Genomic DNA, 21,664 nt, shown 5'->3' with positions numbered 1-21,664 from the left:
CGGTCCTGAGAAGGAAGGATCAAGGTGGCTTTCCTTCTCTGTCACGCGAGGTGTGGAAAACGGCTCACGGTGTTGCACACTAATTTCAGACCCGTGCCTGCACCGTCACCCAGTAGCGGGTGAAACGCCGCACGTTGACGGGCAGGCTGACTTCCAGCAGGTCGAGGATGCGCTCGCTGTCGTCCAGCGGGTAGCTGCCGGAGAGCAGCAAGTTGGCCACCTGCGGGTCACAGTTGAGTTGGCCACGGCGATAGCGGCCCAGTTCGGCGAGGAAATCCTCCAGGCGCATGTGCGCGGCCACGAGCATGCCGTCGGCCCAGGCGCCGCTGTTGGCGTCGATAGGGCGCGGGGTGTCCCAGCCCTTGCGTGTGAAATTGACCTGACGCGACGCCTCGACCGTCAGCGGCAGGCCGCTGTAGCGGTTGGGCATCACGTCGACGTGGCCGTCGAGCACGGCCAGTTGGGTGTGATCGTTGAACTGGCGCACGTTCCAGCGTGCGGCTTGGCTGCTGAGCAAACCCTGGCCGGACAGCACCTGCAGCGGCGTAGTGCCGGCCTTGGCGGTCAGCAGGATTTCGCCTTCCAGCAGGCGGATCAAGCGTTGCTGGCCATCGAAATGCACATCCACGGCGCTGCCGGTGTTGAGTTGCAATTGACTGCCATCGGCCAGCTGCACTTTGCGCCGCTGGCCCACGGGGCTGCGGTAGTCGGCGGTGAGCGGCGGCAGGATATGTTGCTGGCGCAGGCTCCAGGCCGCGGCCGACCCGGCGCCGAGGATCAGCAGCAACTTCAGGGCCTGGCGTCGGCTGCTGGACTTCGGTGCGTTCAAGGCGGCGTGCGCCAGGGGTGAGGGCATGCCGCGCAGGCGTTGGTTGACGCGTTGGATGTGGTCCCAGGCGCGCTGGTGTTCGCTGTGGGCGTCCAACCATTGTTGCCAGGCGGCCTGCTGGCGCGGGTTGAGCGCGCCTTGCTGCATTTCCATCAGCCAGTGCACGGCTTGCTCGGCGACTTGGGTGGAGAAATTCATAGGGCAAAGTAGCAGCGCATGGCCGCTTTATTCAGGTGGCGCTTGACCGTGGCAATGGAGATGCCCAGTTCCGCGCCGATTTGTGCGTAGGTCAGGCCGTCGAGCTGGGCCAGCAGGAACGCGCGTTTGACCTGCACGGGCAGGCCATCGAGCAGTTGGTCCAGTTCCAGCAATGTTTGCAGGATGATCGCGCGGTCTTCTTCCGAAGGGGCGACCTGCTCGGGCATCTGCGTCAGGGCGTCGAGGTAGGCGCGTTCCAGGTCCTGGCGGCGGTAGAAGTTGAACAGCACGCGTTTGGCGACGGTGGTGAGGAAGGCACGCGGTTCGATCAGCGCCGGGGTTTCCCGTGCGGTGAGCACGCGTATGAAGGTGTCCTGGGCCAGGTCGGCCGCGCTTTCCGGGCAGCCGAGCTTGCGCCGCAACCAGCCGGTGAGCCAGTGGTGATGGTCGTGGTACAGGACTTCGACGGTGTTGGACGGCTGCAACGCAATCACTCCACAAGCATCGGCATGCTTTAGAGAACAAGAATTGTTCGCATTGTAGGGCGCGCGATACGGTTCGGCAATCCGTGGCGGCGGGTGATTCATCCGTTCTATTTTGCTTATGAGAATATTTATCATTAATATTGCGCGCTGATGAATCTGGCGCTTCCCGCATGAAAAGCAAAACCTCATTGCCCGTTGTTTACCGTCTGGCCGTAACGTCCCGCGTGCTGGCCGCCGTGGTGGGCGGCTACCTGATGGCATCCCTGGCCAGCATCTGCCTGGCGCTCTGGATGCCAACGTCCCGCGCCGACGCGGTGATCACCGGGATGATGAGTTCATTTGTGTTCTACCTGCTGGCCGTGCTCTGGTGTTTCGCCTGCCGTACGGCGTGGCGTGCATGGGCGGGGGTGATGGTGCCGAGTGCGTTGTTCGCGACCCTGGCTGGCGTGGGTTTCTGGATGGCACGCACATGAAAGAGGGTTTTCGACAGGCAATGGCCTGGCTGCACACCTGGGCCGGCTTGATCTTCGGTTGGTTGCTGTTCGCGATTTTCCTGACGGGCACCCTGTCGTACTTCAACGATGAAATCAGCCACTGGATGCAGCCCGAAGTGCAGGCCCATCCGCTGGATGATGCGCGCAGCCTTGCCGCCGCCCAAGCCTACCTGCAACAACAGGCACCGAGTGCCGCACGCTGGTTCATCACCCTGCCAGACAGCCGTGACCCCGGCCTGTCGGTGATGTGGCAAGACAAGATCGACCCCGGCAAGCGCGGCAACTTCATCCAGAAAACCCTCGACCCCGTCACGGGCCAAGCGGTCCAGGCCCGGGAAAGCATGGGTGGCGAATTCTTCTACCGTTTCCACTTCCAACTGCAGATGCCCCACCCCTGGGGGCGCTGGCTGTCGACCACTGCGGCGATGGTGATGCTGGTCGCATTGATCACCGGCATCATCACCCACAAGAAAATTTTCAAGGACTTCTTCACCTTCCGCCCCCGCAAGGGCCAGCGCTCCTGGCTCGACGGGCATAACGCGGTGGGCGTGCTGGTGCTGCCCTTTCATTTGATGATCACCTACAGCAGCCTGGTGATTTTCATGAGCCTGGTGATGCCGGCGCCCATCGCCGCCTCCTATGGCAACGACACCCGTGCGTTCTTCAATGACGTATTTCCGGCCACCAACAACGCGCCGGCGCTGGGCCAACCGGGCCGCTTGCTGCCCTTGGGGCCGATGTACGAACAGGCGCGGACACAGTGGGCGGGCGGGCATGTGGGCCGCTTGACGATCAACAACCCGGGCGATGTGAACGCCTCGGTCAATGTGTTCCGCGCCGGTTCCGATCGCGTGGTGCATGATTTCGGCAGCACGGTGTCGTTCAACGGCACCACCGGCGAGCTGTTGCGGGTCAGTGGCGAACAATCGCTGCCGGCTGCGATCAGCGGCAGTTTCTACGGCCTGCACATGGGCCATTTCGCCGGCCCGGTGCTGCGCTGGTTGTACTTTATCTGTGGCCTGGCGGGCACGGCGATGATCGGCACGGGGCTGGTGATCTGGCTCGGCAAGCGCCAGCTCAAGCATGTCAAAAGTGGTGTGATGCCATTCGAGCTGCGGCTGGTGGAGGTCCTGAATATCGCCAGCATGTCGGGGCTGATGATCGCCATCGCGGCGTTTTTCTGGGCCAACCGCTTGTTGCCGATCGGCCTCTCCGCACGCTCCGATTGGGAAGTGCAGACCTTTTTCATCGCTTGGGGCCTTAGCCTGTTGCACGCTGTGTTGCGGCGAGGTCGCCAGGGTTGGGTTGAACAGTTGAGCCTCGGTGCGCTGTTGTTCGTGTCGATACCGCTGCTCAACGCGCTGACCACCTCGCAACACCTGGGCGTGTCACTGGCCAGGGGCGACTGGGCCATGGCCGGGTTCGACCTGACGTGTTTCGCCAGCGGCGTGTTCCTCACCTGGGCCGCCTGGAAGATGCAGCACCGCACGGCACCGCAGCCCAAGGCGGTGCGCGCGGGCTCGTTGACACTAGAGCAGGAGGTGAACTGAATGCTGCTCGCCTTCCTGCTGTGCTACGCCGGGTTTACCGCGTTATGCCTGGCCACTGACCGCCACCATGGCGAACTGTTGCACAGCAAACCCATGCCCGGCCGGCGCTTGGGGTTGCGTGTGGCGGGGTGGTCGCTGTTGGCCGTGGCCATCTGGCCGGCCGTCGCCGCCACTGGCTGGAGCCAGGGCCTGGTGGAGTGGTGCGCGGTGTTGATGCTCAGCGCACTGTTATTGGTGTTGCTGTTGCCGTACCGGCCAAGGCTGGCCTTGATCCTGGCGGGTGTTGGCTTGCTGGCCAGCCCGGTTGCGGCCTTCGCCATACTCTGAGCCTTCCATGATGATCAGCACGCCACCGGAATCCCCAGACAGCCAGCACCCGGATGCGGCCGGTGGACGTGCGCATTTTTTGCAGGTGTTCTTGTCCCAGCGCTCGCAGATGGAAGCGCTGGTCAGCCGACGCGTGGGGTGCCGCGCCACGGCGGCCGACCTGGTGCAGGACCTGTTCCTGCGCTTCTGGCGCCGACCGCTGGTGCAGGTCGAAGAACTCAGCACCTACCTGTTGCGTTGCGCGGGCAACATCGCCATCGATCACCTGCGCAGCGAAGGCGCCCGGGTGCGTAGCAGCGAAGGTTGGCTTCCGGAACAACAGGACAACCAGGGCTCCGAGCCCCAGGCCGCACTTGAAGCCGGCAATGACTTGCGCCATGTCGAGGCCGCCCTGCGCAGCTTGCCTGAGCGCACCCGGCAGATCTTCCTGCTCAACCGCATTCACGGGCGTAAATACGCCGAAATCGCCAAGGCCATGGGGGTGTCCCAAAGCGCTGTGGAAAAACATATGATGCGTGCCCTCGAAGCCTGCAAAGCCAGCCTTCGCGAACCATCGCCCCCACGCACGCCAGGGAAAGCACCGTGAACGTCACCCCCACGCCCGCCCAGGAACAAGCCGCACTGGCTTGGCTGAGCCTGTTGCATGACCAGCCCAGCAGTGGTGACCAGGCCACGTTCAGCCGTTGGCTGCGCGCCGACCCTGCGCATGTCGAGGCCTACTCCCAGGCGCAGGTGTTGTGGGAGTTGAGTGAAGTGCCGGCGCGCAGGCTGGCGGACGAAGAGGCATTGGCGTTGCAGGGTTACCTCAATGCGATGAACACCTCGAAGCGCTCGCGGGCGATGCGCTGGTCCGGCGCTTTGGCGATGGCCGCCTGCCTGCTGTTGATGGTGTCCATGGGCGCCGGCTGGCAGCCGTCGCGCTGGGTCGATGACTTCGGCGCGGACTACGTGACGGCGCCAGGTGAAGTCAAAACCGTCACGCTGGCCGACCAATCCCAAGTGACGCTTGATGCCGACAGTGCCATTGCCGTGGATTTCAGCCATGGCGAGCGGCATATCCAGCTGCGTCGCGGCGCAGGCTTTTTCAGCGTGACACACACGGGGCAATCGTTTGTGGTGGGGGCAGGCAGTGGCGAAGCGCGGGTGCTGGGCACACAGTTCGAAGTGCGCCTGCAGCCGGCAGGCGCCGAGGTGACGGTATTGTCCGGACGGGTGGGTGTGACGCCATCCAAGGCGGGCCAGCAGCAAGTTCTCACGGCCGGCCAGCAAGTGGCCTACGCCGACGGTATCGCCGAGCCCCTGCACGCGGTCGACAGCGAATCACGCCTGGCCTGGCGCGACGGCTGGCTCAACTACTACAAGGCGCCGCTGGCGGACGTGGTCAAGGACTTGGGCCGTTATTACCCGGGCCGCATCCTGTTGCTGAACGACGACATGGCCGCCAAGCGCGTCAGTGGCAGCTTCCCCAGCAAAGACCCGCAGGCGGTGTTGAACGCGTTGCAGGCAGTGTTGGGGTTTGAACAGCACCATGTGCTGGGGCGGATGATCGTACTGCGTTAGAGGCTGTAGGAACTGGCTTGCCGGCGATAGTGTCACCGCGGTGTGCCTGACAGACCGAGGTGTCTGCATCGCAGGCAAGCCAGCTCCCACACAAGCCAGATTCCAGGCAAACCAGCATTCACACAAGCCAGCTCCCATAAGGTGTGGGTTATTTCAGTGCTGCCATGATTGCGTCAGGGTTGTAGGCGCGAATCAGCGTGCCGTTCACACTCACAAACGGAATCCCGCCGCCGCCCAGCGCCTCATACGCTTTGCGCGCCTGGGCGTCTTTCTCGATATCGACGGCCTGGTACGGAATGCCTTTCTGGTCCAGAAAGCGGCGGATCTGCTTGCAGTAGCCACACCACTCGGTGGCATAGAGCGTCACGCGTGCCGAAGCGCGCACGTGCTCTGAAACCACCTGTGAGGGGTTGAACACCCGCTCGATCTTGCCCCAGTTTTCGAACACCACCACCACGAGCAATACCAGCAGGACTTTCTTGAAGACTCCGCCCAGCATCAGTTGCGGCGCTTGAGCTGGTCGGTCAGCTGAGTCGGCAGGCCCTTGATGATCAAGGTGCCAGCGACTTCGTCGTACTCGATCTTGTCGCCCAGCAAATGCGCTTCAAAACTGATGGACAGGCCTTCGGCGCGGCCGGTGAAGCGGCGGAACTGGTTGAGGGTGCGCTTATCCGCCGGGATTTCCGGCGACAGGCCGTAGTCCTTGTTACGGATATGGTCGTAGAACGCCTTAGGCCGATCTTCATCGATCAAGCCCGACAATTCTTCCAGGCCCATGGGCTCGCCGAGCTTGGCCTGACTGCTGGCGTAATCGACCAGGGTCTTGGTTTTTTCGCGGGCGGACTCGTCCGGCAGGTCTTCGCTTTCAACGAAGTCGCTGAAGGCCTTGAGCAGGGTACGGGTCTCGCCCGGGCCGTCGACGCCTTCCTGGCAGCCGATGAAGTCACGGAAGTACTCCGAGACCTTCTTGCCGTTCTTGCCCTTGATGAACGAGATGTACTGCTTGGACTGCTTGTTGTTCTGCCACTCGGACACGTTGATCCGTGCCGCCAGGTGCAGCTGACCGAGGTCCAGGTGGCGCGAGGGGGTCACGTCCAGCTCGTCGGTCACCGCCACGCCTTCGCTGTGGTGCAGCAGGGCGATGGCCAGGTAGTCGGTCATGCCTTGCTGGTAGTGGGCAAACAGCACGTGGCCGCCGGTGGAGAGGTTGGACTCCTCCATCAGCTTTTGCAGGTGCTCGACCGCGGTGCGGCTGAAGGTGGTGAAGTCCTGCCCGCCGTCAAAGTATTCCTTCAACCAGCCGCTGAACGGGTGCGCGCCGGACTCGGCATGGAAGAAACCCCAGGCCTTGCCTTGTTTGGCGTTGTAGCTCTCGTTGAGGTCGGCAAGCATGTTCTCGATGGCGGCAGATTCAGACAGCTCTGAATCGCGGGCATGCAGAACTGCAGGTGTGCCGTCGGGTTTTTTGTCGATCAGGTGGACGATGCAATGACGGATCGGCATGGGCTTCTCGGCTGGTTGAAGGGGAGCGGTTGGCCTCCCCGAAAAGTCGCCCAGTGTACCGCACCCATTGGTCAAGACACGCTTCGAAGGACATTTTGGACGCTCTCCGACGGGGCATATTCCTTTTTTTCACGGTTTAGAGCGATAAAGCTGACCAAATGGGTAGGTAGAAGCGGATATTTCCCCGTCTCTGTGCTAGTTTTGCCCCGTCTTACGCCAAGTCTCGGCGTTAAGCGTGCATTCAGCATCTGTCAGGTCGAACCAATCCCCGTTTCAAGCATCTATAACCCCGATCTCCGTGGTTATAGCCGGGGGTGCCAGGCCATGACGGTCGGGCTCGACGGCTGACACTGCACTCTGCAATCCATATGAATTTGATAGGGAAGGAACACCACAATGGCTATTACTAAAGACCAACTGATCGCTGACCTGGCTGAAGCTGTAGACGCACCGAAAACCACCGTGCGTGCTCTGCTGGACCAACTGAGCCAAGTTGTTGCTGATCAGCTGGAAAACGGCGGCGAAATCACTCTGCCAGGCGTTGGCAAACTGAAAGTGACCGAGCGTCCTGCCCGTACTGGCCGTAACCCTTCGACTGGCGCTGCCATCGAAATCGCTGCCAAGAAAGTTATCAAGCTGGTTGTGGCCAAAGGCCTGACCGACGCTGTTAACAAGTAAGACGCAGCAAAAAAAACCGTGCTCCGGAGCGATCCGGGCACGGTTTTTTGTTGCCTGCGATTTGGTTTATCGCACCCAGCGCTGGCGCCAGATCAACTGTTCGTTCTTGGTCTGGAAGGTCCAGGCGACGAAACGGCTTTGTTTCTGGCCCTGGGACATTTCCACCACCTGGCTTTCCAGTGCACCGGCCTTTTTCAGCGCGGTTTCAATGGCGGGCAGGTTGGAGGCTTTCGAGACCAGTGTGCTGAACCACAGCACCCGATGGGCGACCTTGGCGCTTTCGGCGATCAACTGGGTCACAAACCGCGCTTCACCGCCTTCACACCACAGCTCGGCCGATTGGCCGCCAAAGTTCAGCACCGGCAATTTACGCTTCGGATCGGCCTTGCCCAGGGCACGCCATTTGCGTTCGCTGCCCTTGGTAGCCTCTTCCATGGACGCATGGAAGGGCGGGTTGCACATGGTCAGGTCAAATGACTCGCCAGTCTCCAGCAAGCCCAGCAGGATCTGCTTGGGGTTGGTCTGCTGGCGCAGCTGGATGACCTTGCTCAAGTCATTGGACTGCACGATGGCCTTGGCGGCGGCCACCGCGATAGGGTCGACCTCCGAGCCCAGGAAGTTCCAGCGGTACTCCATGTAGCCAATCAGCGGGTAGACGCAGTTGGCGCCCATGCCGATGTCCAGGACCTTGACGATAGAGCCGCGCGGGATCTTGCCGTCGTTGTTGCTGGCCAACAGGTCGGCGAGGAAATGCACATAGTCTGCACGCCCCGGCACCGGTGGGCACAGGTAGTCGGCCGGGATGTCCCAGTGCTGGATCCCGTAGAAGGACTTGAGCAGCGCCCGGTTGAACACGCGCACTGCATCGGGGCTGGCGAAGTCGATGCTTTCCTTGCCGTACGGGTTGATGATCACGAATTTCGCCAGTTCAGGCGTGGTCTTGATCAGCGCCGGGAAGTCGTAACGGCCCGTGTGACGGTTGCGCGGGTGCAGGGTGGCCTCTTTGCGTGGCGCGACGGGCTTTGCCGTGGCAGCGGTTTTAGGCTTCTTGCGCGGAAGTTTTGGCGTGCTGGGGGCGGTCATGATGATTCTGGTGTTGGCTCAAAGTGGGGGGCATTGTCACACATCTTGGACCCAACCCGGTCAACTGTGGGAGCTGGCTTGCCTGCGATACAGGCGACTCGGTTAATCAACCTGACCGCGTCGATGCCTTCGCAGGCAAGCCAGCTCCCACATTGATCGAGGGTGTTCAGATGGAGAGGGGGGGGCAAGGCATAAAAAAAGAGACCCGAAGGTCTCTTTTTTACACAGGTTTCAGCTTACAGGCTGGAAATCCGCGCATGTTGCTCCGCCAGCTTGCCCAGGGCCTGTTCAGCCTCGGCCAGTTTGGCGCGTTCTTTCTCGATCACTTCTGCCGGTGCCTTGTCGACAAATGCCGCGTTGGACAGCTTGCCGCCCACCCGTTGCACTTCGCCTTGCAGGCGCGCGATTTCCTTGTCGAGACGGGCCAGTTCCGCACCCTTGTCGATCAGGCCGGCCATCGGCACCAGCACTTCCATGTCGCCAACCAGTGCGGTAGCAGACAACGGCGCTTCGGCATCAGCGGCCAATACTGTGATGGATTCGAGCTTCGCCAACTTCTTGAGCAGAGCATCGTTCTCGGTGAGACGACGCTGATCTTCAGCACTGGCGTTCTTCACGAACACCGCCAGGGGCTTGCCCGGGCCGATGTTCATCTCGGCGCGGATGTTGCGCGTGCCGAGCATCAGGGTCTTGAGCCATTCGATATCGCTTTCGGCCGCCTCATCAATACGTGCTTCGTTGGCCACTGGCCAAGGCTGCAGCATGATGGTCTTGCCTTCGATACCGGCCAGCGGCGCGAGGCGCTGCCAGATTTCTTCGGTGATGAACGGCATGAACGGGTGTGCCAAACGCAGCGCCACTTCCAATACGCGCACCAGGGTGCGGCGAGTGCCGCGTTGGCGTTCGATCGGCGCGTTCTCGTCCCACAGCACCGGCTTGGACAGTTCCAGGTACCAGTCGCAATACTGGTTCCAGATGAACTCGTACAGGGCCTGTGCGGCCAGGTCGAAACGGAACTGGTCGAGCTGGCGGGTCACTTCGGCTTCGGTGCGTTGCAGCTGCGAGATGATCCAGCGATCCGCCAGGCTCAGTTCGACGGCTTCGCCGTTCTGGCCGCAGTCTTCGCCCTTGTCCAGCACATAGCGCGCCGCGTTCCAGATCTTGTTGCAGAAGTTGCGATAGCCTTCGACGCGGCCCATGTCGAACTTGATGTCACGACCGGTGGACGCCAGCGAGCAGAAGGTGAAGCGCAGGGCGTCGGTGCCGTAGCTGGCGATGCCGTCGGCGAACTCGTCGCGGGTCTGCTTCTCGATCTTCTTCGCCAGTTTCGGCTGCATCAGGCCCGAGGTGCGTTTTTGCACCAGGGTTTCCAGGTCGATGCCGTCGATGATGTCCAGCGGGTCCAGTACGTTGCCCTTGGACTTGGACATCTTCTGGCCCTGGCCATCCCGCACCAGGCCGTGCACGTACACGGTCTTGAACGGAACCTGCGGGGTCCCATCTTCGTTCTTCACCAAGTGCATGGTCAGCATGATCATCCGGGCAACCCAGAAGAAAATGATGTCGAAGCCGGTGACCAGTACGTCGGTGGAGTGGAATTTCTTGAGGAATTCGGTCTGCTGCGGCCAACCCAGGGTGGAGAACGTCCACAGGCCCGAGCTGAACCAGGTGTCCAGTACGTCGTTGTCCTGCTGCAGCGCAACGTCGGCACCGAGGTTGTGCTTGGCGCGCACTTCGGCTTCGTCGCGGCCTACATAGACCTTGCCCGACTCGTCGTACCAGGCCGGAATGCGGTGGCCCCACCACAGTTGACGGCTGATGCACCAGTCCTGGATGTCACGCATCCACGAGAAATACATGTTTTCGTACTGCTTGGGCACGAACTGGATGCGGCCGTCTTCCACGGCGGCGATGGCAGGTTCTGCCAACGGCTTGGTGGACACGTACCACTGGTCGGTCAGCCACGGCTCGATCACGGTACCGGAACGGTCGCCCTTCGGCACTTTCAGGCCGTGGTCGTCCACGCTCACCAGCAGGCCGGCAGCGTCAAAGGCCGCGACGATCTGCTTGCGTGCTTCGAAACGGTCGAGGCCGGCGTATTCGGCCGGGATCTTGCCGTCGATGCTCTCGTTCAGCGTGCCGTCCAGGTTGAACACCTGGCAGGCCGGCAATACGGCGGCGTTTTTATCGAAGATGTTCAGCAGCGGCAGGTTGTGGCGCTTGCCGACTTCGTAGTCGTTGAAATCGTGGGCCGGGGTGATTTTCACACAGCCGGTGCCGAATTCAGGGTCGCAGTAGTCGTCCGCGATGATCGGGATGCGGCGGCCAACCAAGGGCAGCTCGACGAACTTGCCGATCAGCACCTGGTAGCGCTCGTCGTTCGGGTTAACCGCGACGGCGGCGTCGCCGAGCATGGTTTCCGGACGGGTGGTGGCGACGATCAGGTAATCATTGCCTTCAGCGGTCTTGGCGCCGTCGGCCAGCGGGTACTTGAGGTTCCACAGGAAACCCTTCTCGTCGTGGTTTTCCACTTCGAGATCGGAAATTGCCGTGTGCAACTTGGTGTCCCAGTTCACCAGACGCTTGCCGCGGTAGATCAGGCCGTCTTCATGCAGGCGCACGAAGGCTTCTTTAACAGCTTCCGACAGGCCGTCGTCCATGGTGAAGCGCTCGCGGCTCCAGTCGACGGACGAACCCAGGCGACGGATCTGACGGCTGATGTTGCCGCCGGACTGGTCTTTCCATTCCCAGATCTTTTCCAGGAATTTCTCGCGACCCAGGTCGTGGCGGCTCTGGCCGGTGGCTTCGAGTTGGCGCTCCACCAGCATCTGGGTGGCGATACCGGCGTGGTCGGTGCCCGGCTGCCACAGGGTGTTGCGGCCCTGCATGCGGCGGAAACGGATCAACGCATCCATGATCGCATTGTTGAAGCCATGGCCCATGTGCAGGCTGCCAGTGACGTTCGGTGGCGGAATCATGATGGTGTAGGAATCGCCCGCGCCTTGCGGGGCGAAATAATTCTCGGATTCCCAGGTGTTGTACCAGGAAGTTTCGATGGCGTGCGGCTGGTAGGTCTTATCCATGCGCGGCGGGACCCTAGTTGGCATTTATTCAGGAAAGCCGGCAAGTATAACGGGGCAGGGCGTGGAGGGCGAGTTGAAGACGGCCTGAAGGTCGATGCAAACCAATGTGGGAGCTGGCTTGCCTGCGATAGCTATCTGTCAGTCAACTCATCAGTGCCTGATACACCGCTATCGCAGGCAAGCCAGCTCCCACAGGAGATCTGTCCATCTCAGGACTGGTATTGGCTGAGCAATCGCTCCATCCGCGCATCCATCCGGCGTTTGATCTCCGCCTCGATATGCGGGGCAAAGTCGTCGATCACGTCCTGCATGATCAGTTGCGCGGCGGCGCGCAGTTCGTTGTCCAGGTGCAGCAGCAGGGCGTCAGGCGCTTTTTCAGCGGCGGCAGGCGCAGGTTCGGCAGCGGGAGCCTCAGCAACTGGCTCGGGCGTCACGGGCTTGCCGCCGACCATGTCGAACAGCAGCGGAATCTGTACCTCGCCTTCGACCGATTCGGTCAACAGCGGCGGTTGCAAGTCATCATCACCGAGCAACTGACGGATCGACTCCAGGTCGTCCAGCAGGTGGTCGTCTTTTTTTATAGGGTTGGGAGTGTCCATCGTTTACTCAAAGTCGTTGTAGCCGGTGATCTTGGAGAGGATAGCCCTGTTCACGGTAGAAACGGAAACTCTCCCGCGCGGCCTGACGAATAGCCGGATCTTCCACCACTACTTCGGCCACCCGGGCAAACGCCTTGGCAAAGGGCGGCACTTTCAGGTCCAGGTTGACCAGCAGGTCATGGTGATCGCCGCAACTGTCCCCTAAACCGAGGACAACCAGGCCGTCGGGTTCGGACTCGGCGGGGCCGTGGGGCACGAAACTTTCGCCTTTGAAACGCCACAGGCGGGCGTCCAGTTCGTCGCGTTGGGCGGCATCGCTGCAGTGCAGGTAGATACGGTGGCCCATGCGCCAGGCTTTTTCGGTGAGTTTGCAGGCAAAGTCCAGGCGCGCAAGCGGGTCGGCGCTGGGCAATATATAGAAGTCGACTTGGGTCATTACATTTCCTGGGCTTACGCATACCCCCTCGTAGGAGCCCGGCTTGCCGGCGATGGCGTCTTTGAAAACGTGCGCGAAGCGTCCCCAATAGCTGGGGACTGCTTCGCAGTCCAACGGGAGCAAGCTCCCTCGCCACAACAAGCCGGGCCCTACAAGGGTGTTGCGGTTAGGCCTTGGCGCGATCCAGCAGGTACTGGGTCAGCAGGGGAACCGGACGGCCAGTGGCGCCCTTGTCCTTGCCGCCGCTGGTCCAGGCCGTGCCGGCGATGTCCAGGTGCGCCCAGTTGAAGTTCTTGGCGAAGCGCGACAGGAAGCAGGCTGCGGTGATGGTGCCGGCTTTCGGGCCGCCGATGTTGGCGATGTCGGCGAACGGGCTGTCCAGCTGTTCCTGGTACTCATCGAACAGCGGCAGTTGCCAGGCGCGGTCGTCGGCTGCTTTACCGGCGCTGAGCAGTTGCTCGATCAGCTCGTCGCTGTTGCCCAGCAGGCCCGAGGTGTGGGAACCCAGGGCCACGATGCAGGCACCGGTCAGGGTGGCGATGTCGATCACGGCCTGCGGCTTGAAGCGCTCGGCGTAGGTCAGGGCGTCGCAGAGCACCAAACGGCCTTCGGCGTCGGTGTTGAGGATTTCGACGGTCTGGCCGCTCAGGGTGGTGACGATGTCGCCCGGACGGGTCGCGCCGCCGCTCGGCATGTTCTCAGCGCAGGCCAGGATGCACACCAGGTTGATCGGCAGCTTGAGCTCCAGCACGGCACGCAGGGTGCCGAACACGCTGGCGGCGCCGCCCATGTCGTACTTCATTTCGTCCATGCCCAGGCCCGGCTTGAGGCTGATGCCGCCGGTGTCGAAGGTGATGCCTTTGCCGACCAGGGCGTAAGGCTTCTCGGACTTCTTGCCGCCGTTGTATTGCATCACGATCAGGCGTGGCGGCTGGTCGCTGCCCTGGCCCACGGCGTAGAACGAGCCCATGCCCAGTTCCTTGATCTTCTTCTCGTCCAGCACTTCGACCTTCAGGCCCTTGAACTCTTTGCCCAGCGCCTTGGCCTGTTCGCCGAGGAAGGTGGGGTGGCAGATGTTCGGTGGCAGGTTGCCCAGGTCCCGGGTAAACGACATGCCCTTGGCAATGGCGGTAGCGTGGGTCACGGCGCGCTCGACTTCAGCCTGGGCAGCCTTGATGGTCAGCAGGGTGATTTTTTTCAGGGCGCGAGGTTCGGCCTTGGTGCTCTTGAATTGGTCGAAGATATAGCCGCCATCCACCAGGCTTTCAGCCAGCAGGCGGGTCTTGCCATAGCTGTCACGGCCTTTGACCACCACTTCATCCAGCGCCAGGGCCGCATCGGTGCCGCCCAGGCCTTTGAGGGTGGTGAGGATGCCGCTGACGATCTTGCGGAAAGGGCGGTCGCCCAGTTCGGCATCTTTGCCCACGCCCACCAGCAGCACGCGGTCGGCCTTGAGGTTGGGCAGGCTTTGCAGCAGCAGGCTCTGGCCCACTTTGCCGGCCAGGTCGCCGCGCTTGAGGACCGCGCTGATGGCGCCGCCGCTCAGTTCATCCAGTTGCTTGGCGGCGACGCCGAGTTTGCGGCCTTCGCCGACAGCGACCACGAGGGTGGCGGTTTTCAACGTTTCGGGGCTAACGCTTTTTACAACCAATTCCATTTTCGGGTCCCTTATAAAGGTCTGAGAGCCTGGCGTTTGTACGCAGGCTTTAAAGCATGGCAGCTGTGTAAACCGCCAGCGACAAAGGCCGCAGTTTGAACCTCGCCAGCGGAGCCTGACAACCCTTGCCAGCAGCTTTGTGTACGCGCATGAGGTTGCGCAGTGACAGGCGCGGCCAATCACAGGATAATGCGCCATCTTTTTAGCCGGCCCGTGTAAACGGGCTGACTGGTATGCTTGCTTGTTTGGCCGCCTTAGCCTGACAACCCTGGAGTGTCTGGTTTGATCGTCTTCCGTTATCTGTCCCGCGAAGTCCTGTTGACCCTGAGTGCCGTGAGTGCGGTATTGCTGGTCATCACCATGAGTGGTCGTTTCGTCAAGTTCCTTGCCCAGGCTGCCTCGGGCGCCCTGGATCCGGGCTCGTTGTTCCTGATCATGGGCTTCCGCCTGCCGGGCTTCCTGCAACTTATCCTGCCCCTTGGCCTGTTTCTCGGCATCTTGCTGGCTTATGGCCGGTTGTACCTTGAAAGCGAGATGACCGTGCTTTCCGCCACCGGCATGAGCCAGCAGCGTTTGCTGGCCATGACCATGGTGCCGGCCGCCGGTGTTGCGCTGGTGGTGGCCTGGCTGAGCATGAGCCTGGCGCCACAAGGGGCCATGCAGTTCCAGTTGCTGCTGAACAAGCAGGACGCCATGACCGAGTTCGACACCCTGGAACCCGGGCGTTTCCAAGCGCTCAATGACGGCACGCGAGTGACCTACACGGAAACCATGACAGAAGACCGCGCCAACCTGGGCGGCGTGTTCATCTCCCAGAAAAACCTGGGGCAGAACCAGAAAGACCGTGGCATTTCCATTCTGGTGGCCGACACCGGCCGCCAGGAAGTACGCCCTGACGGCAGCCGTTACCTGATCCTCGAAAATGGCTACCGCTACGATGGCAGCCCTGGCCTGGCGGACTATCGTGCAATCAAGTACGACACCTATGGCGTGATGCTCGCCAAGCCCGATGTCAGTGACGAAGTGACCGACCGCGATGCGCTGCCGACCTCGTCGCTGTTCGGCAGCCAGGAGCTGCGCTCCATTGCCGAACTGCAGTGGCGTCTGTCCCTGCCGTTGCTGGTGTTCATTGTCACGCTGATGGCCGTGCCGCTGTCGCGCGTCAACCCGCGCCAGGGCCGTTTCCTTAAGCTGCTGCCGGCGATCCTGCTGTACATGGCCTACCTCACCATCCTGATTTCCGCCCGTGGTTCCCTGGAGAAAGGCAAGCTGTCGCCGGTCCTGGGCCTGTGGTGGGTGCACGGGATTTTCCTGGCGATCGGCCTGGGGTTGCTCTACTGGGAGCCTATTCGTTTGAAAATGAAGAGCCGTCGTGGCCTGAAGGAGCTGGCTCGTGGCTAAGCTAGATCGCTACATTGGTAGCAGCGTACTGATCGCCATCCTGGCGGTATTGGGCATCATCCTCGGCTTGGCTTCGTTGTTCGCCTTCATTGATGAAGTTGGCAACGTCACCAATACCTACACGGTCATGGATGTACTGGGCTTCGTGGCGCTCACCGCCCCGCGTCGCCTCTACGACATGATGCCGATGGCCGCGTTGATCGGTTGCCTGATCGGCCTGGGCAGCCTGGCCAGCAGCAGCGAACTGACCATCATGCGCGCAGCCGGTGTTTCCATCGGCCGCATCGTCTGGGCGGTGATGAAACCCATGCTGCTGCTGATGGCCTGCAGCGTGCTGATCGGCGAGTACGTGGCACCGCCCTCCGAAGCTGCAGCCCAGGCCAACCGAGCCCTGGCACAGGGTTCGGGCGATGCGCAAAGCTCCAAGCACGGCCTGTGGCACCGCCAGGGTGATGAGTTCATCCACATCAACGCCGTGCAACCGGGCGGCCTGTTGATTGGTGTGACGCGCTACACCTTCGACAAAGAGCGTCACATGTTGTCGTCCAGCTTCGCCAAGCGTGCGCAGTACAGTGATCAAAAGTGGCAGCTGACCGACGTCACCACCACTTACTTCCGCAATATCGGCCAGGGCATCAAGGCCAGCACCGAAGTCATCAGCGTGCCGAGCGAGGCGTGGGATATCGCGCTTAAGCCGGAACTTCTGAATACGGTAGTGATGATCCCGGAAAGCCTGCCGATCTCCGGGCTTTGGGGGTACATCCACTACCTGAAGGACCAGGGCCTGAACAACGGCCGCTACTGGCTGGCATTCTGGGTAAAAGTCTTGCAGCCGGTGGTAACCGCTGCGCTGGTGTTGATGGCCATCTCGTTCATCTTCGGCCCGCTGCGCTCCGTGACCCTGGGGCAGCGTGTGTTCACCGGCGTGCTGGTAGGTTTCACCTTCCGCATTGCCCAGGACCTGCTCGGCCCCTCGAGCCTGGTGTTTGGCTTCTCGCCGCTGTTTGCGGTGCTGGTGCCCACCACTATTTGCGCCCTGGCCGGGTTCTGGCTGTTGCGCCGGGCCGGTTGATACCGCGCTTATGTTCAAAAAATGCCCCAGTCGAGAGACCGGGGCATTTTTGTTCTGGTCAGCAAAGATGACGTCTGGCCAGAGCATCAGGTACAATTCCCGGCTATTTTTCAGCGGGCAATCTGCCTGCAGCCTTTTTGAGTGTTGATCCGTGAGTGATTTGAGTCATATCCGCAATTTCTCCATCATCGCCCACATTGACCATGGCAAGTCGACGCTGGCCGATCGATTCATCCAGATGTGCGGCGGCCTTGCCGAGCGTGAAATGGAAGCCCAGGTACTGGATTCCATGGACCTCGAACGCGAGCGCGGGATCACCATCAAGGCCCACAGCGTTACGCTGTACTACAAAGCCAAAGACGGCATCACCTACCAGCTGAACTTCATTGATACCCCGGGCCACGTCGACTTCACCTACGAAGTCAGCCGTTCCCTGGCGGCCTGTGAAGGTGCCTTGCTGGTGGTTGACGCAGGCCAGGGCGTTGAAGCGCAATCGGTTGCCAACTGCTACACCGCGATCGAGCAGGGCCTGGAAGTCATGCCCGTGCTGAACAAGATCGACCTGCCACAGGCCGAGCCCGAGCGCGTCAAGGAAGAGATCGAGAAGATCATCGGCATCGACGCCACCGACGCCGTCACCTGCAGCGCCAAGACCGGCCTGGGTGTCGACGAAGTGCTCGAACGCCTGGTGCACACCATTCCTGCGCCCACCGGCAACTACGACGATCCGCTGCAAGCGTTGATCATCGACTCCTGGTTCGACAACTACCTGGGCGTTGTCTCCCTGGTACGCGTGCGCCACGGCCGTGTGAAGAAGGGCGACAAGATCCTGGTCAAATCCACCGGCAAGATCCACCTGGTGGACAGCGTCGGTGTGTTCAACCCCAAGCACACCGCTACCGTTGATCTGAAAGCCGGTGAAGTAGGCTTCATCATCGCCGGCATCAAGGACATTCACGGTGCACCGGTGGGTGATACCCTGACCTTGAGCTCCACGCCCGACGTCGACGTGCTGCCAGGTTTCAAGCGCATCCAGCCACAGGTCTACGCCGGCCTGTTCCCGGTCAGTTCCGATGACTTCGAAGATTTCCGCGAAGCCCTGCAAAAGCTGACCCTCAACGACTCGTCGTTGCAGTACACCCCGGAAAGCTCCGACGCCCTGGGCTTCGGCTTCCGCTGCGGTTTCCTGGGCATGCTGCACATGGAAATCATCCAGGAGCGCCTCGAGCGCGAATACGACCTGGACCTGATCACCACCGCGCCAACGGTTATTTTCGAGCTGTTGCTGAAAACTGGTGAAACGATTTACGTCGACAACCCGTCCAAGCTCCCGGATCTCTCGGCCATCGACGACATGCGCGAGCCTATCGTGCGGGCCAATATCCTGGTGCCGCAGGAGCACCTGGGCAACGTCATCACCCTGTGCATCGAAAAGCGTGGCGTACAACGCGACATGCTGTTCCTCGGTACCCAGGTGCAAGTCACCTACGACATGCCGATGAACGAAGTGGTCCTGGACTTCTTCGACCGCCTCAAGTCCACCAGTCGCGGCTATGCTTCGCTGGATTACCATTTCGACCGGTACCAATCGGCTAATCTGGTGAAACTGGACGTGCTGATCAATGGCGACAAGGTCGATGCCCTGGCGCTGATCGTGCACAAGGACAACGCGCACTACAAAGGTCGCCAGTTGACCGAGAAGATGAAAGAACTGATTCCGCGCCAGATGTTCGACGTCGCGATCCAGGCCGCCATTGGCGGGCAGATCATTGCACGGACCTCCGTCAAGGCTCTCAGAAAGAACGTACTGGCCAAATGCTACGGCGGTGACGTAAGCCGTAAGCGCAAGCTGCTTGAGAAGCAAAAGGCCGGTAAAAAACGCATGAAGCAAGTAGGCAACGTGGAAGTTCCACAAGAAGCCTTCCTTGCGGTGCTCAGGTTGGATAGTTAGGTCCTATGTCACTAAATTTCCCGCTGTTGCTGGTCATCGCCGTTGCCGTTTGCGGTCTCCTGGCGTTGCTCGATCTGGTGTTCTTCGCCCCGCGTCGGCGGGCGGCTATCGCGTCCTATCAGGGCAGCGTCGGCCAGCCCGATGCCGTGGTGATCGAGAAGCTGAACAAAGAGCCGCTGCTGGTTGAGTACGGCAAGTCGTTCTTCCCGGTGCTGTTCATCGTGCTGGTGTTGCGTTCGTTCCTGGTGGAACCGTTCCAGATCCCTTCGGGGTCGATGAAGCCGACCCTGGACGTGGGCGACTTCATCCTGGTGAACAAGTTCTCCTACGGGATCCGTTTGCCGGTGATCGACAAGAAGGTCATCCAGGTGGGTGATCCGCAGCGTGGCGATGTGATGGTGTTCCGCTACCCAAGCGACCCGAACGTTAACTACATCAAGCGTGTGGTGGGCCTGCCGGGTGACGTGATCCGCTACACCAGCGACAAGCGCTTGTTCGTCAATGGCGAGTCGGTTGCCGAGAAATTGATCGGCGCCGAGCCGAACACCCTGGGCAGCGCTGAGCTGTACCTGGAAAAACTCGGTGCGGTGGAGCACGAAATCCGCAAGGAAATGAGCCGCTACCGCGCGATGCCGGATGGCGAGTGGAAAGTGCCAGCCGGGCACTACTTCATGATGGGCGACAACCGCGACAACTCCAACGACAGCCGGTACTGGGATGATCCCAACATTCCCAAGGACCTGCTGGGCATGGTCCCCGACGAGAACATCGTCGGCAAGGCCTTTGCGGTCTGGATGAGCTGGCCGGAACCCAAGCTCAGCCACCTGCCGAACTTCTCGCGGGTCGGGCTGATCAAGTAATACAAGCGGCGCTGTGAACACAGCGCCGAATGCTTTTCTGGGGCTGGGACAATTTTGTAGCCGGCCCCAAGCAGCACCAACCAGGATGTGAATTTGAACACTGCGTCAATCGTCGATGGCCGCCGGTGCCACCAACTAGATATGGATAAACCGTGACCGTTTCCCTAAGTCGTCTCGAGCGCCAGCTCGGCTACACCTTCAAGGACCAGGAATTGATGGTCCTTGCCCTCACACACCGCAGTTTTGCCGGGCGTAATAACGAGCGCCTGGAATTCCTCGGTGATGCCATCCTCAATTTCGTCGCCGGTGAAGCGCTGTTCGAGCGTTTCCCCCAAGCCCGTGAAGGCCAGCTGTCGCGCCTGCGCGCGCGCCTGGTGAAGGGCGAAACCCTGGCTGTGCTGGCCCGTGGCTTCGGCCTGGGCGAGTACCTGCGCCTGGGCTCCGGCGAATTGAAGAGCGGCGGTTTCCGTCGCGAGTCGATCCTGGCCGACGCCCTCGAAGCGCTGATCGGTGCGATCTACCTGGACGCAGGCATGGAAGCGGCCAAGGAGCGGGTCACCGCCTGGCTGACCTCCGAGATCGAAAGCCTCACGCTGGTCGACACCAACAAAGACCCCAAGACCCGCCTGCAGGAATTCCTGCAGTCCCGTGGTTGCGAACTGCCACGCTATGAAGTGGTGGATATCCAGGGTGAACCCCATTGCCGCGTGTTCTTCGTGGAATGTGAAATCACCTTACTGAACGAAAAAAGCCGAGGTCAGGGTGTGAGCCGTCGTATTGCCGAACAGGTAGCGGCCGCAGCAGCACTGATTGCCCTGGGCGTGGAGAATGGCCATGACTGATTCAACCGCAACACGCTGTGGCTATGTTGCCATCGTCGGCCGCCCGAACGTGGGCAAGTCCACGTTGCTCAACCACATCCTCGGCCAGAAGCTCGCGATCACTTCGCGCAAGCCCCAGACCACCCGCCACAACATGCTGGGCATCAAGACCGAAGGCAACGTGCAAGCGGTCTACGTCGACACCCCGGGCATGCACAAAGGCGGCGAGAAAGCCCTCAACCGCTACATGAACAAGACCGCTTCGGCGGCGTTGAAAGACGTCGACGTGGTGATCTTCGTGGTCGACCGCACCAAGTGGACCGATGAAGACCAGATGGTCCTGGAGCGCGTGCAGTACGTCACCGGCCCGCTGATCGTCGCGCTGAACAAGACCGACCGTATCGAAGACAAAGCCGAGCTGATGCCCCACCTGAGCTGGCTGCAGGAACAACTGCCGAACGCCCAGATCATCCCGATCTCGGCCCAGCAAGGCCACAACCTGGATGCCCTGGAGCGCGTGATCGCCGAGCACCTGCCGGAGAACGAGCACTTCTTCCCGGAAGACCAGATCACCGACCGCAGCAGCCGTTTCCTCGCCGCCGAACTGGTGCGCGAGAAAATCATGCGCCAGATGGGTGCCGAGCTGCCGTACCAGATCACCGTCGAGATCGAAGAGTTCAAGCAGCAGGGCAAGACCTTGCACATCCATGCGCTGATCCTCGTCGAGCGCGATGGCCAGAAGAAAATCATCATTGGCGACAAGGGCGAGCGCATCAAGCGCATCGGCACCGAGGCGCGCAAGGACATGGAGCTGCTGTTCGACTCCAAGATCATGCTCAACCTGTGGGTGAAGGTGAAAGGCGGCTGGTCCGACGACGAGCGCGCACTGCGATCCCTGGGCTACGGCGACCTGTAAGCGCCCTTCGGTAACGCCGCAAGTTAAAATGTGGGAGCGGGCTTGCTCGCGAATACGGTTTATCAGTGATGAATGTATCGACTGACACTCCGCTTTCGCGAGCAAGCCCGCTCCCACATTGGATAGTCGCAGTTTTCAAGACCGTGCTTGTCAGCGAGAAC

The 21,664-nt window shown here is 61.2% G+C and carries 21 protein-coding genes; 12 read left to right on the top strand and 9 right to left on the bottom strand.

What is annotated here, in order from left to right:
- Window positions 1-85: 85 nt before the first annotated feature.
- Together M2394_RS06010 and M2394_RS06005 are read right to left on the bottom strand one after the other, a co-directional pair.
- Window positions 86-1,027, bottom strand: a complete 942-nt coding sequence (locus M2394_RS06010) for a FecR domain-containing protein (protein ID WP_178922906.1) — start codon at window positions 1,025-1,027, stop codon at window positions 86-88.
- Window positions 1,024-1,512, bottom strand: a complete 489-nt coding sequence (locus M2394_RS06005; protein ID WP_259171891.1) for a sigma-70 family RNA polymerase sigma factor — start codon at window positions 1,510-1,512, stop codon at window positions 1,024-1,026. The genes M2394_RS06010 and M2394_RS06005 overlap by 4 nt, the downstream gene beginning before the upstream one ends.
- 170 nt (window positions 1,513-1,682) lie before the next feature.
- Here M2394_RS06005 and M2394_RS06000 point away from each other — a divergent pair, with 170 nt between their 5' ends.
- The 5 genes from M2394_RS06000 to M2394_RS05980 are packed head-to-tail and all read left to right on the top strand — an operon-like array spanning window position 1,683 to window position 5,443.
- Window positions 1,683-1,985, top strand: coding sequence for a DUF3649 domain-containing protein (locus tag M2394_RS06000; protein ID WP_178922910.1), 303 nt, complete (start codon window positions 1,683-1,685; stop codon window positions 1,983-1,985).
- Window positions 1,982-3,556, top strand: coding sequence for a PepSY domain-containing protein (locus M2394_RS05995; protein WP_178922912.1), 1,575 nt, complete (start codon window positions 1,982-1,984; stop codon window positions 3,554-3,556). Before M2394_RS06000 ends, M2394_RS05995 begins: the two co-directional genes overlap by 4 nt.
- A complete protein-coding gene (locus M2394_RS05990; protein WP_259171890.1) occupies window positions 3,557-3,883 on the top strand; it encodes a DUF3325 domain-containing protein in 327 nt (108 codons plus the stop codon).
- Window positions 3,884-3,890: 7 nt separating this feature from the next.
- On the top strand, window positions 3,891-4,469 hold the full coding sequence (locus M2394_RS05985; RefSeq protein WP_372339931.1) for an RNA polymerase sigma factor: 579 nt from the start codon (window positions 3,891-3,893) through the stop codon (window positions 4,467-4,469).
- Window positions 4,466-5,443 (top strand): FecR family protein, encoded by a 978-nt coding sequence (locus M2394_RS05980; protein WP_259171889.1) that lies wholly within the window; start codon window positions 4,466-4,468, stop codon window positions 5,441-5,443. Before M2394_RS05985 ends, M2394_RS05980 begins: the two co-directional genes overlap by 4 nt.
- Before the next feature lie 148 nt (window positions 5,444-5,591).
- Here the strand turns inward: M2394_RS05980 and M2394_RS05975 are convergent, their stop codons facing one another.
- Together M2394_RS05975 and yejK are read right to left on the bottom strand one after the other, a co-directional pair.
- Window positions 5,592-5,942, bottom strand: coding sequence for a glutaredoxin family protein (locus tag M2394_RS05975; RefSeq protein ID WP_259171888.1), 351 nt, complete (start codon window positions 5,940-5,942; stop codon window positions 5,592-5,594).
- The gene (gene yejK / locus M2394_RS05970) at window positions 5,942-6,946 is read right to left on the bottom strand and encodes a nucleoid-associated protein YejK (protein ID WP_259171887.1); all 1,005 of its coding nucleotides are present in this window, start codon (window positions 6,944-6,946) and stop codon (window positions 5,942-5,944) included. The genes M2394_RS05975 and yejK overlap by 1 nt, the downstream gene beginning before the upstream one ends.
- A gap of 396 nt (window positions 6,947-7,342) precedes the next feature.
- Between yejK and M2394_RS05965 the strand changes: the two genes are divergently transcribed.
- A complete protein-coding gene (locus M2394_RS05965) occupies window positions 7,343-7,624 on the top strand; it encodes an HU family DNA-binding protein (RefSeq protein ID WP_003188840.1) in 282 nt (93 codons plus the stop codon).
- A 66-nt stretch (window positions 7,625-7,690) separates the two neighbouring features.
- Here M2394_RS05965 and rlmF read toward each other — a convergent pair whose 3' ends face one another.
- The 5 genes from rlmF to M2394_RS05940 form a co-directional block, all read right to left on the bottom strand.
- Window positions 7,691-8,707 carry a 23S rRNA (adenine(1618)-N(6))-methyltransferase RlmF gene (rlmF, locus tag M2394_RS05960; protein ID WP_259171886.1) on the bottom strand — a complete coding sequence of 339 codons (1,017 nt, stop codon included), beginning with the start codon at window positions 8,705-8,707 and terminating at the stop codon, window positions 7,691-7,693.
- A gap of 236 nt (window positions 8,708-8,943) precedes the next feature.
- Window positions 8,944-11,790 carry a valine--tRNA ligase gene (locus tag M2394_RS05955; protein WP_259171885.1) on the bottom strand — a complete coding sequence of 949 codons (2,847 nt, stop codon included), beginning with the start codon at window positions 11,788-11,790 and terminating at the stop codon, window positions 8,944-8,946.
- A gap of 209 nt (window positions 11,791-11,999) precedes the next feature.
- On the bottom strand, window positions 12,000-12,389 hold the full coding sequence (locus M2394_RS05950; protein WP_176994936.1) for a DNA polymerase III subunit chi: 390 nt from the start codon (window positions 12,387-12,389) through the stop codon (window positions 12,000-12,002).
- A gap of 7 nt (window positions 12,390-12,396) precedes the next feature.
- A complete protein-coding gene (locus M2394_RS05945) occupies window positions 12,397-12,825 on the bottom strand; it encodes a DNA polymerase III subunit chi (RefSeq protein ID WP_060754987.1) in 429 nt (142 codons plus the stop codon).
- 166 nt (window positions 12,826-12,991) lie between these two features.
- The gene (locus M2394_RS05940; protein WP_178922924.1) at window positions 12,992-14,482 is read right to left on the bottom strand and encodes a leucyl aminopeptidase; all 1,491 of its coding nucleotides are present in this window, start codon (window positions 14,480-14,482) and stop codon (window positions 12,992-12,994) included.
- Between the two features lie 282 nt (window positions 14,483-14,764).
- Here M2394_RS05940 and lptF point away from each other — a divergent pair, with 282 nt between their 5' ends.
- From lptF to era, 6 genes are all read left to right on the top strand, one after another.
- Complete coding sequence (gene lptF / locus M2394_RS05935) at window positions 14,765-15,883, top strand: LPS export ABC transporter permease LptF (RefSeq protein ID WP_178922926.1); 1,119 nt, start codon at window positions 14,765-14,767, stop codon at window positions 15,881-15,883.
- A complete protein-coding gene (lptG, locus tag M2394_RS05930; protein WP_259171884.1) occupies window positions 15,876-16,955 on the top strand; it encodes an LPS export ABC transporter permease LptG in 1,080 nt (359 codons plus the stop codon). Before lptF ends, lptG begins: the two co-directional genes overlap by 8 nt.
- 151 nt (window positions 16,956-17,106) lie before the next feature.
- Entirely contained in the window at window positions 17,107-18,906 is a 1,800-nt protein-coding gene (lepA, locus tag M2394_RS05925; protein WP_178922930.1) for a translation elongation factor 4, read from the top strand.
- Between the two features lie 5 nt (window positions 18,907-18,911).
- Entirely contained in the window at window positions 18,912-19,766 is an 855-nt protein-coding gene (gene lepB, locus M2394_RS05920) for a signal peptidase I (protein ID WP_176994930.1), read from the top strand.
- A gap of 152 nt (window positions 19,767-19,918) precedes the next feature.
- Complete coding sequence (rnc, locus tag M2394_RS05915; RefSeq protein ID WP_033902449.1) at window positions 19,919-20,608, top strand: ribonuclease III; 690 nt, start codon at window positions 19,919-19,921, stop codon at window positions 20,606-20,608.
- Window positions 20,601-21,503: a GTPase Era gene (gene era, locus M2394_RS05910; RefSeq protein ID WP_259171883.1), complete on the top strand. Its 903-nt coding sequence runs from the start codon at window positions 20,601-20,603 to the stop codon at window positions 21,501-21,503. The genes rnc and era overlap by 8 nt, the downstream gene beginning before the upstream one ends.
- The last annotated feature ends 161 nt before the right edge of the window (window positions 21,504-21,664 follow it).

The organism is Pseudomonas sp. BIGb0164 (genome assembly GCF_024810135.1).
Taxonomy (GTDB): Bacteria; Pseudomonadota; Gammaproteobacteria; order Pseudomonadales; family Pseudomonadaceae; genus Aquipseudomonas.
This window is presented reverse-complemented; position numbering and strand designations above follow the sequence as displayed.

Coding starts and splice junctions, on each gene's coding strand:
- M2394_RS06010 (WP_178922906.1), bottom strand. CDS start 1,027: ATGAATTTCTCCACCCAAGTCGCCGAGCAAGCCGTGCACTGGCTGATG.
- M2394_RS05975 (WP_259171888.1), bottom strand. CDS start 5,942: ATGCTGGGCGGAGTCTTCAAGAAAGTCCTGCTGGTATTGCTCGTGGTG.
- lepB (WP_176994930.1), top strand. CDS start 18,912: ATGTCACTAAATTTCCCGCTGTTGCTGGTCATCGCCGTTGCCGTTTGC.
- era (WP_259171883.1), top strand. CDS start 20,601: ATGACTGATTCAACCGCAACACGCTGTGGCTATGTTGCCATCGTCGGC.
- M2394_RS05945 (WP_060754987.1), bottom strand. CDS start 12,825: ATGACCCAAGTCGACTTCTATATATTGCCCAGCGCCGACCCGCTTGCG.
- yejK (WP_259171887.1), bottom strand. CDS start 6,946: ATGCCGATCCGTCATTGCATCGTCCACCTGATCGACAAAAAACCCGAC.
- M2394_RS05995 (WP_178922912.1), top strand. CDS start 1,982: ATGAAAGAGGGTTTTCGACAGGCAATGGCCTGGCTGCACACCTGGGCC.
- M2394_RS05990 (WP_259171890.1), top strand. CDS start 3,557: ATGCTGCTCGCCTTCCTGCTGTGCTACGCCGGGTTTACCGCGTTATGC.
- rlmF (WP_259171886.1), bottom strand. CDS start 8,707: ATGACCGCCCCCAGCACGCCAAAACTTCCGCGCAAGAAGCCTAAAACC.
- M2394_RS05940 (WP_178922924.1), bottom strand. CDS start 14,482: ATGGAATTGGTTGTAAAAAGCGTTAGCCCCGAAACGTTGAAAACCGCC.
- M2394_RS06000 (WP_178922910.1), top strand. CDS start 1,683: ATGAAAAGCAAAACCTCATTGCCCGTTGTTTACCGTCTGGCCGTAACG.
- M2394_RS05950 (WP_176994936.1), bottom strand. CDS start 12,389: ATGGACACTCCCAACCCTATAAAAAAAGACGACCACCTGCTGGACGAC.
- M2394_RS05955 (WP_259171885.1), bottom strand. CDS start 11,790: ATGGATAAGACCTACCAGCCGCACGCCATCGAAACTTCCTGGTACAAC.
- M2394_RS05985 (WP_372339931.1), top strand. CDS start 3,891: ATGATGATCAGCACGCCACCGGAATCCCCAGACAGCCAGCACCCGGAT.
- M2394_RS05965 (WP_003188840.1), top strand. CDS start 7,343: ATGGCTATTACTAAAGACCAACTGATCGCTGACCTGGCTGAAGCTGTA.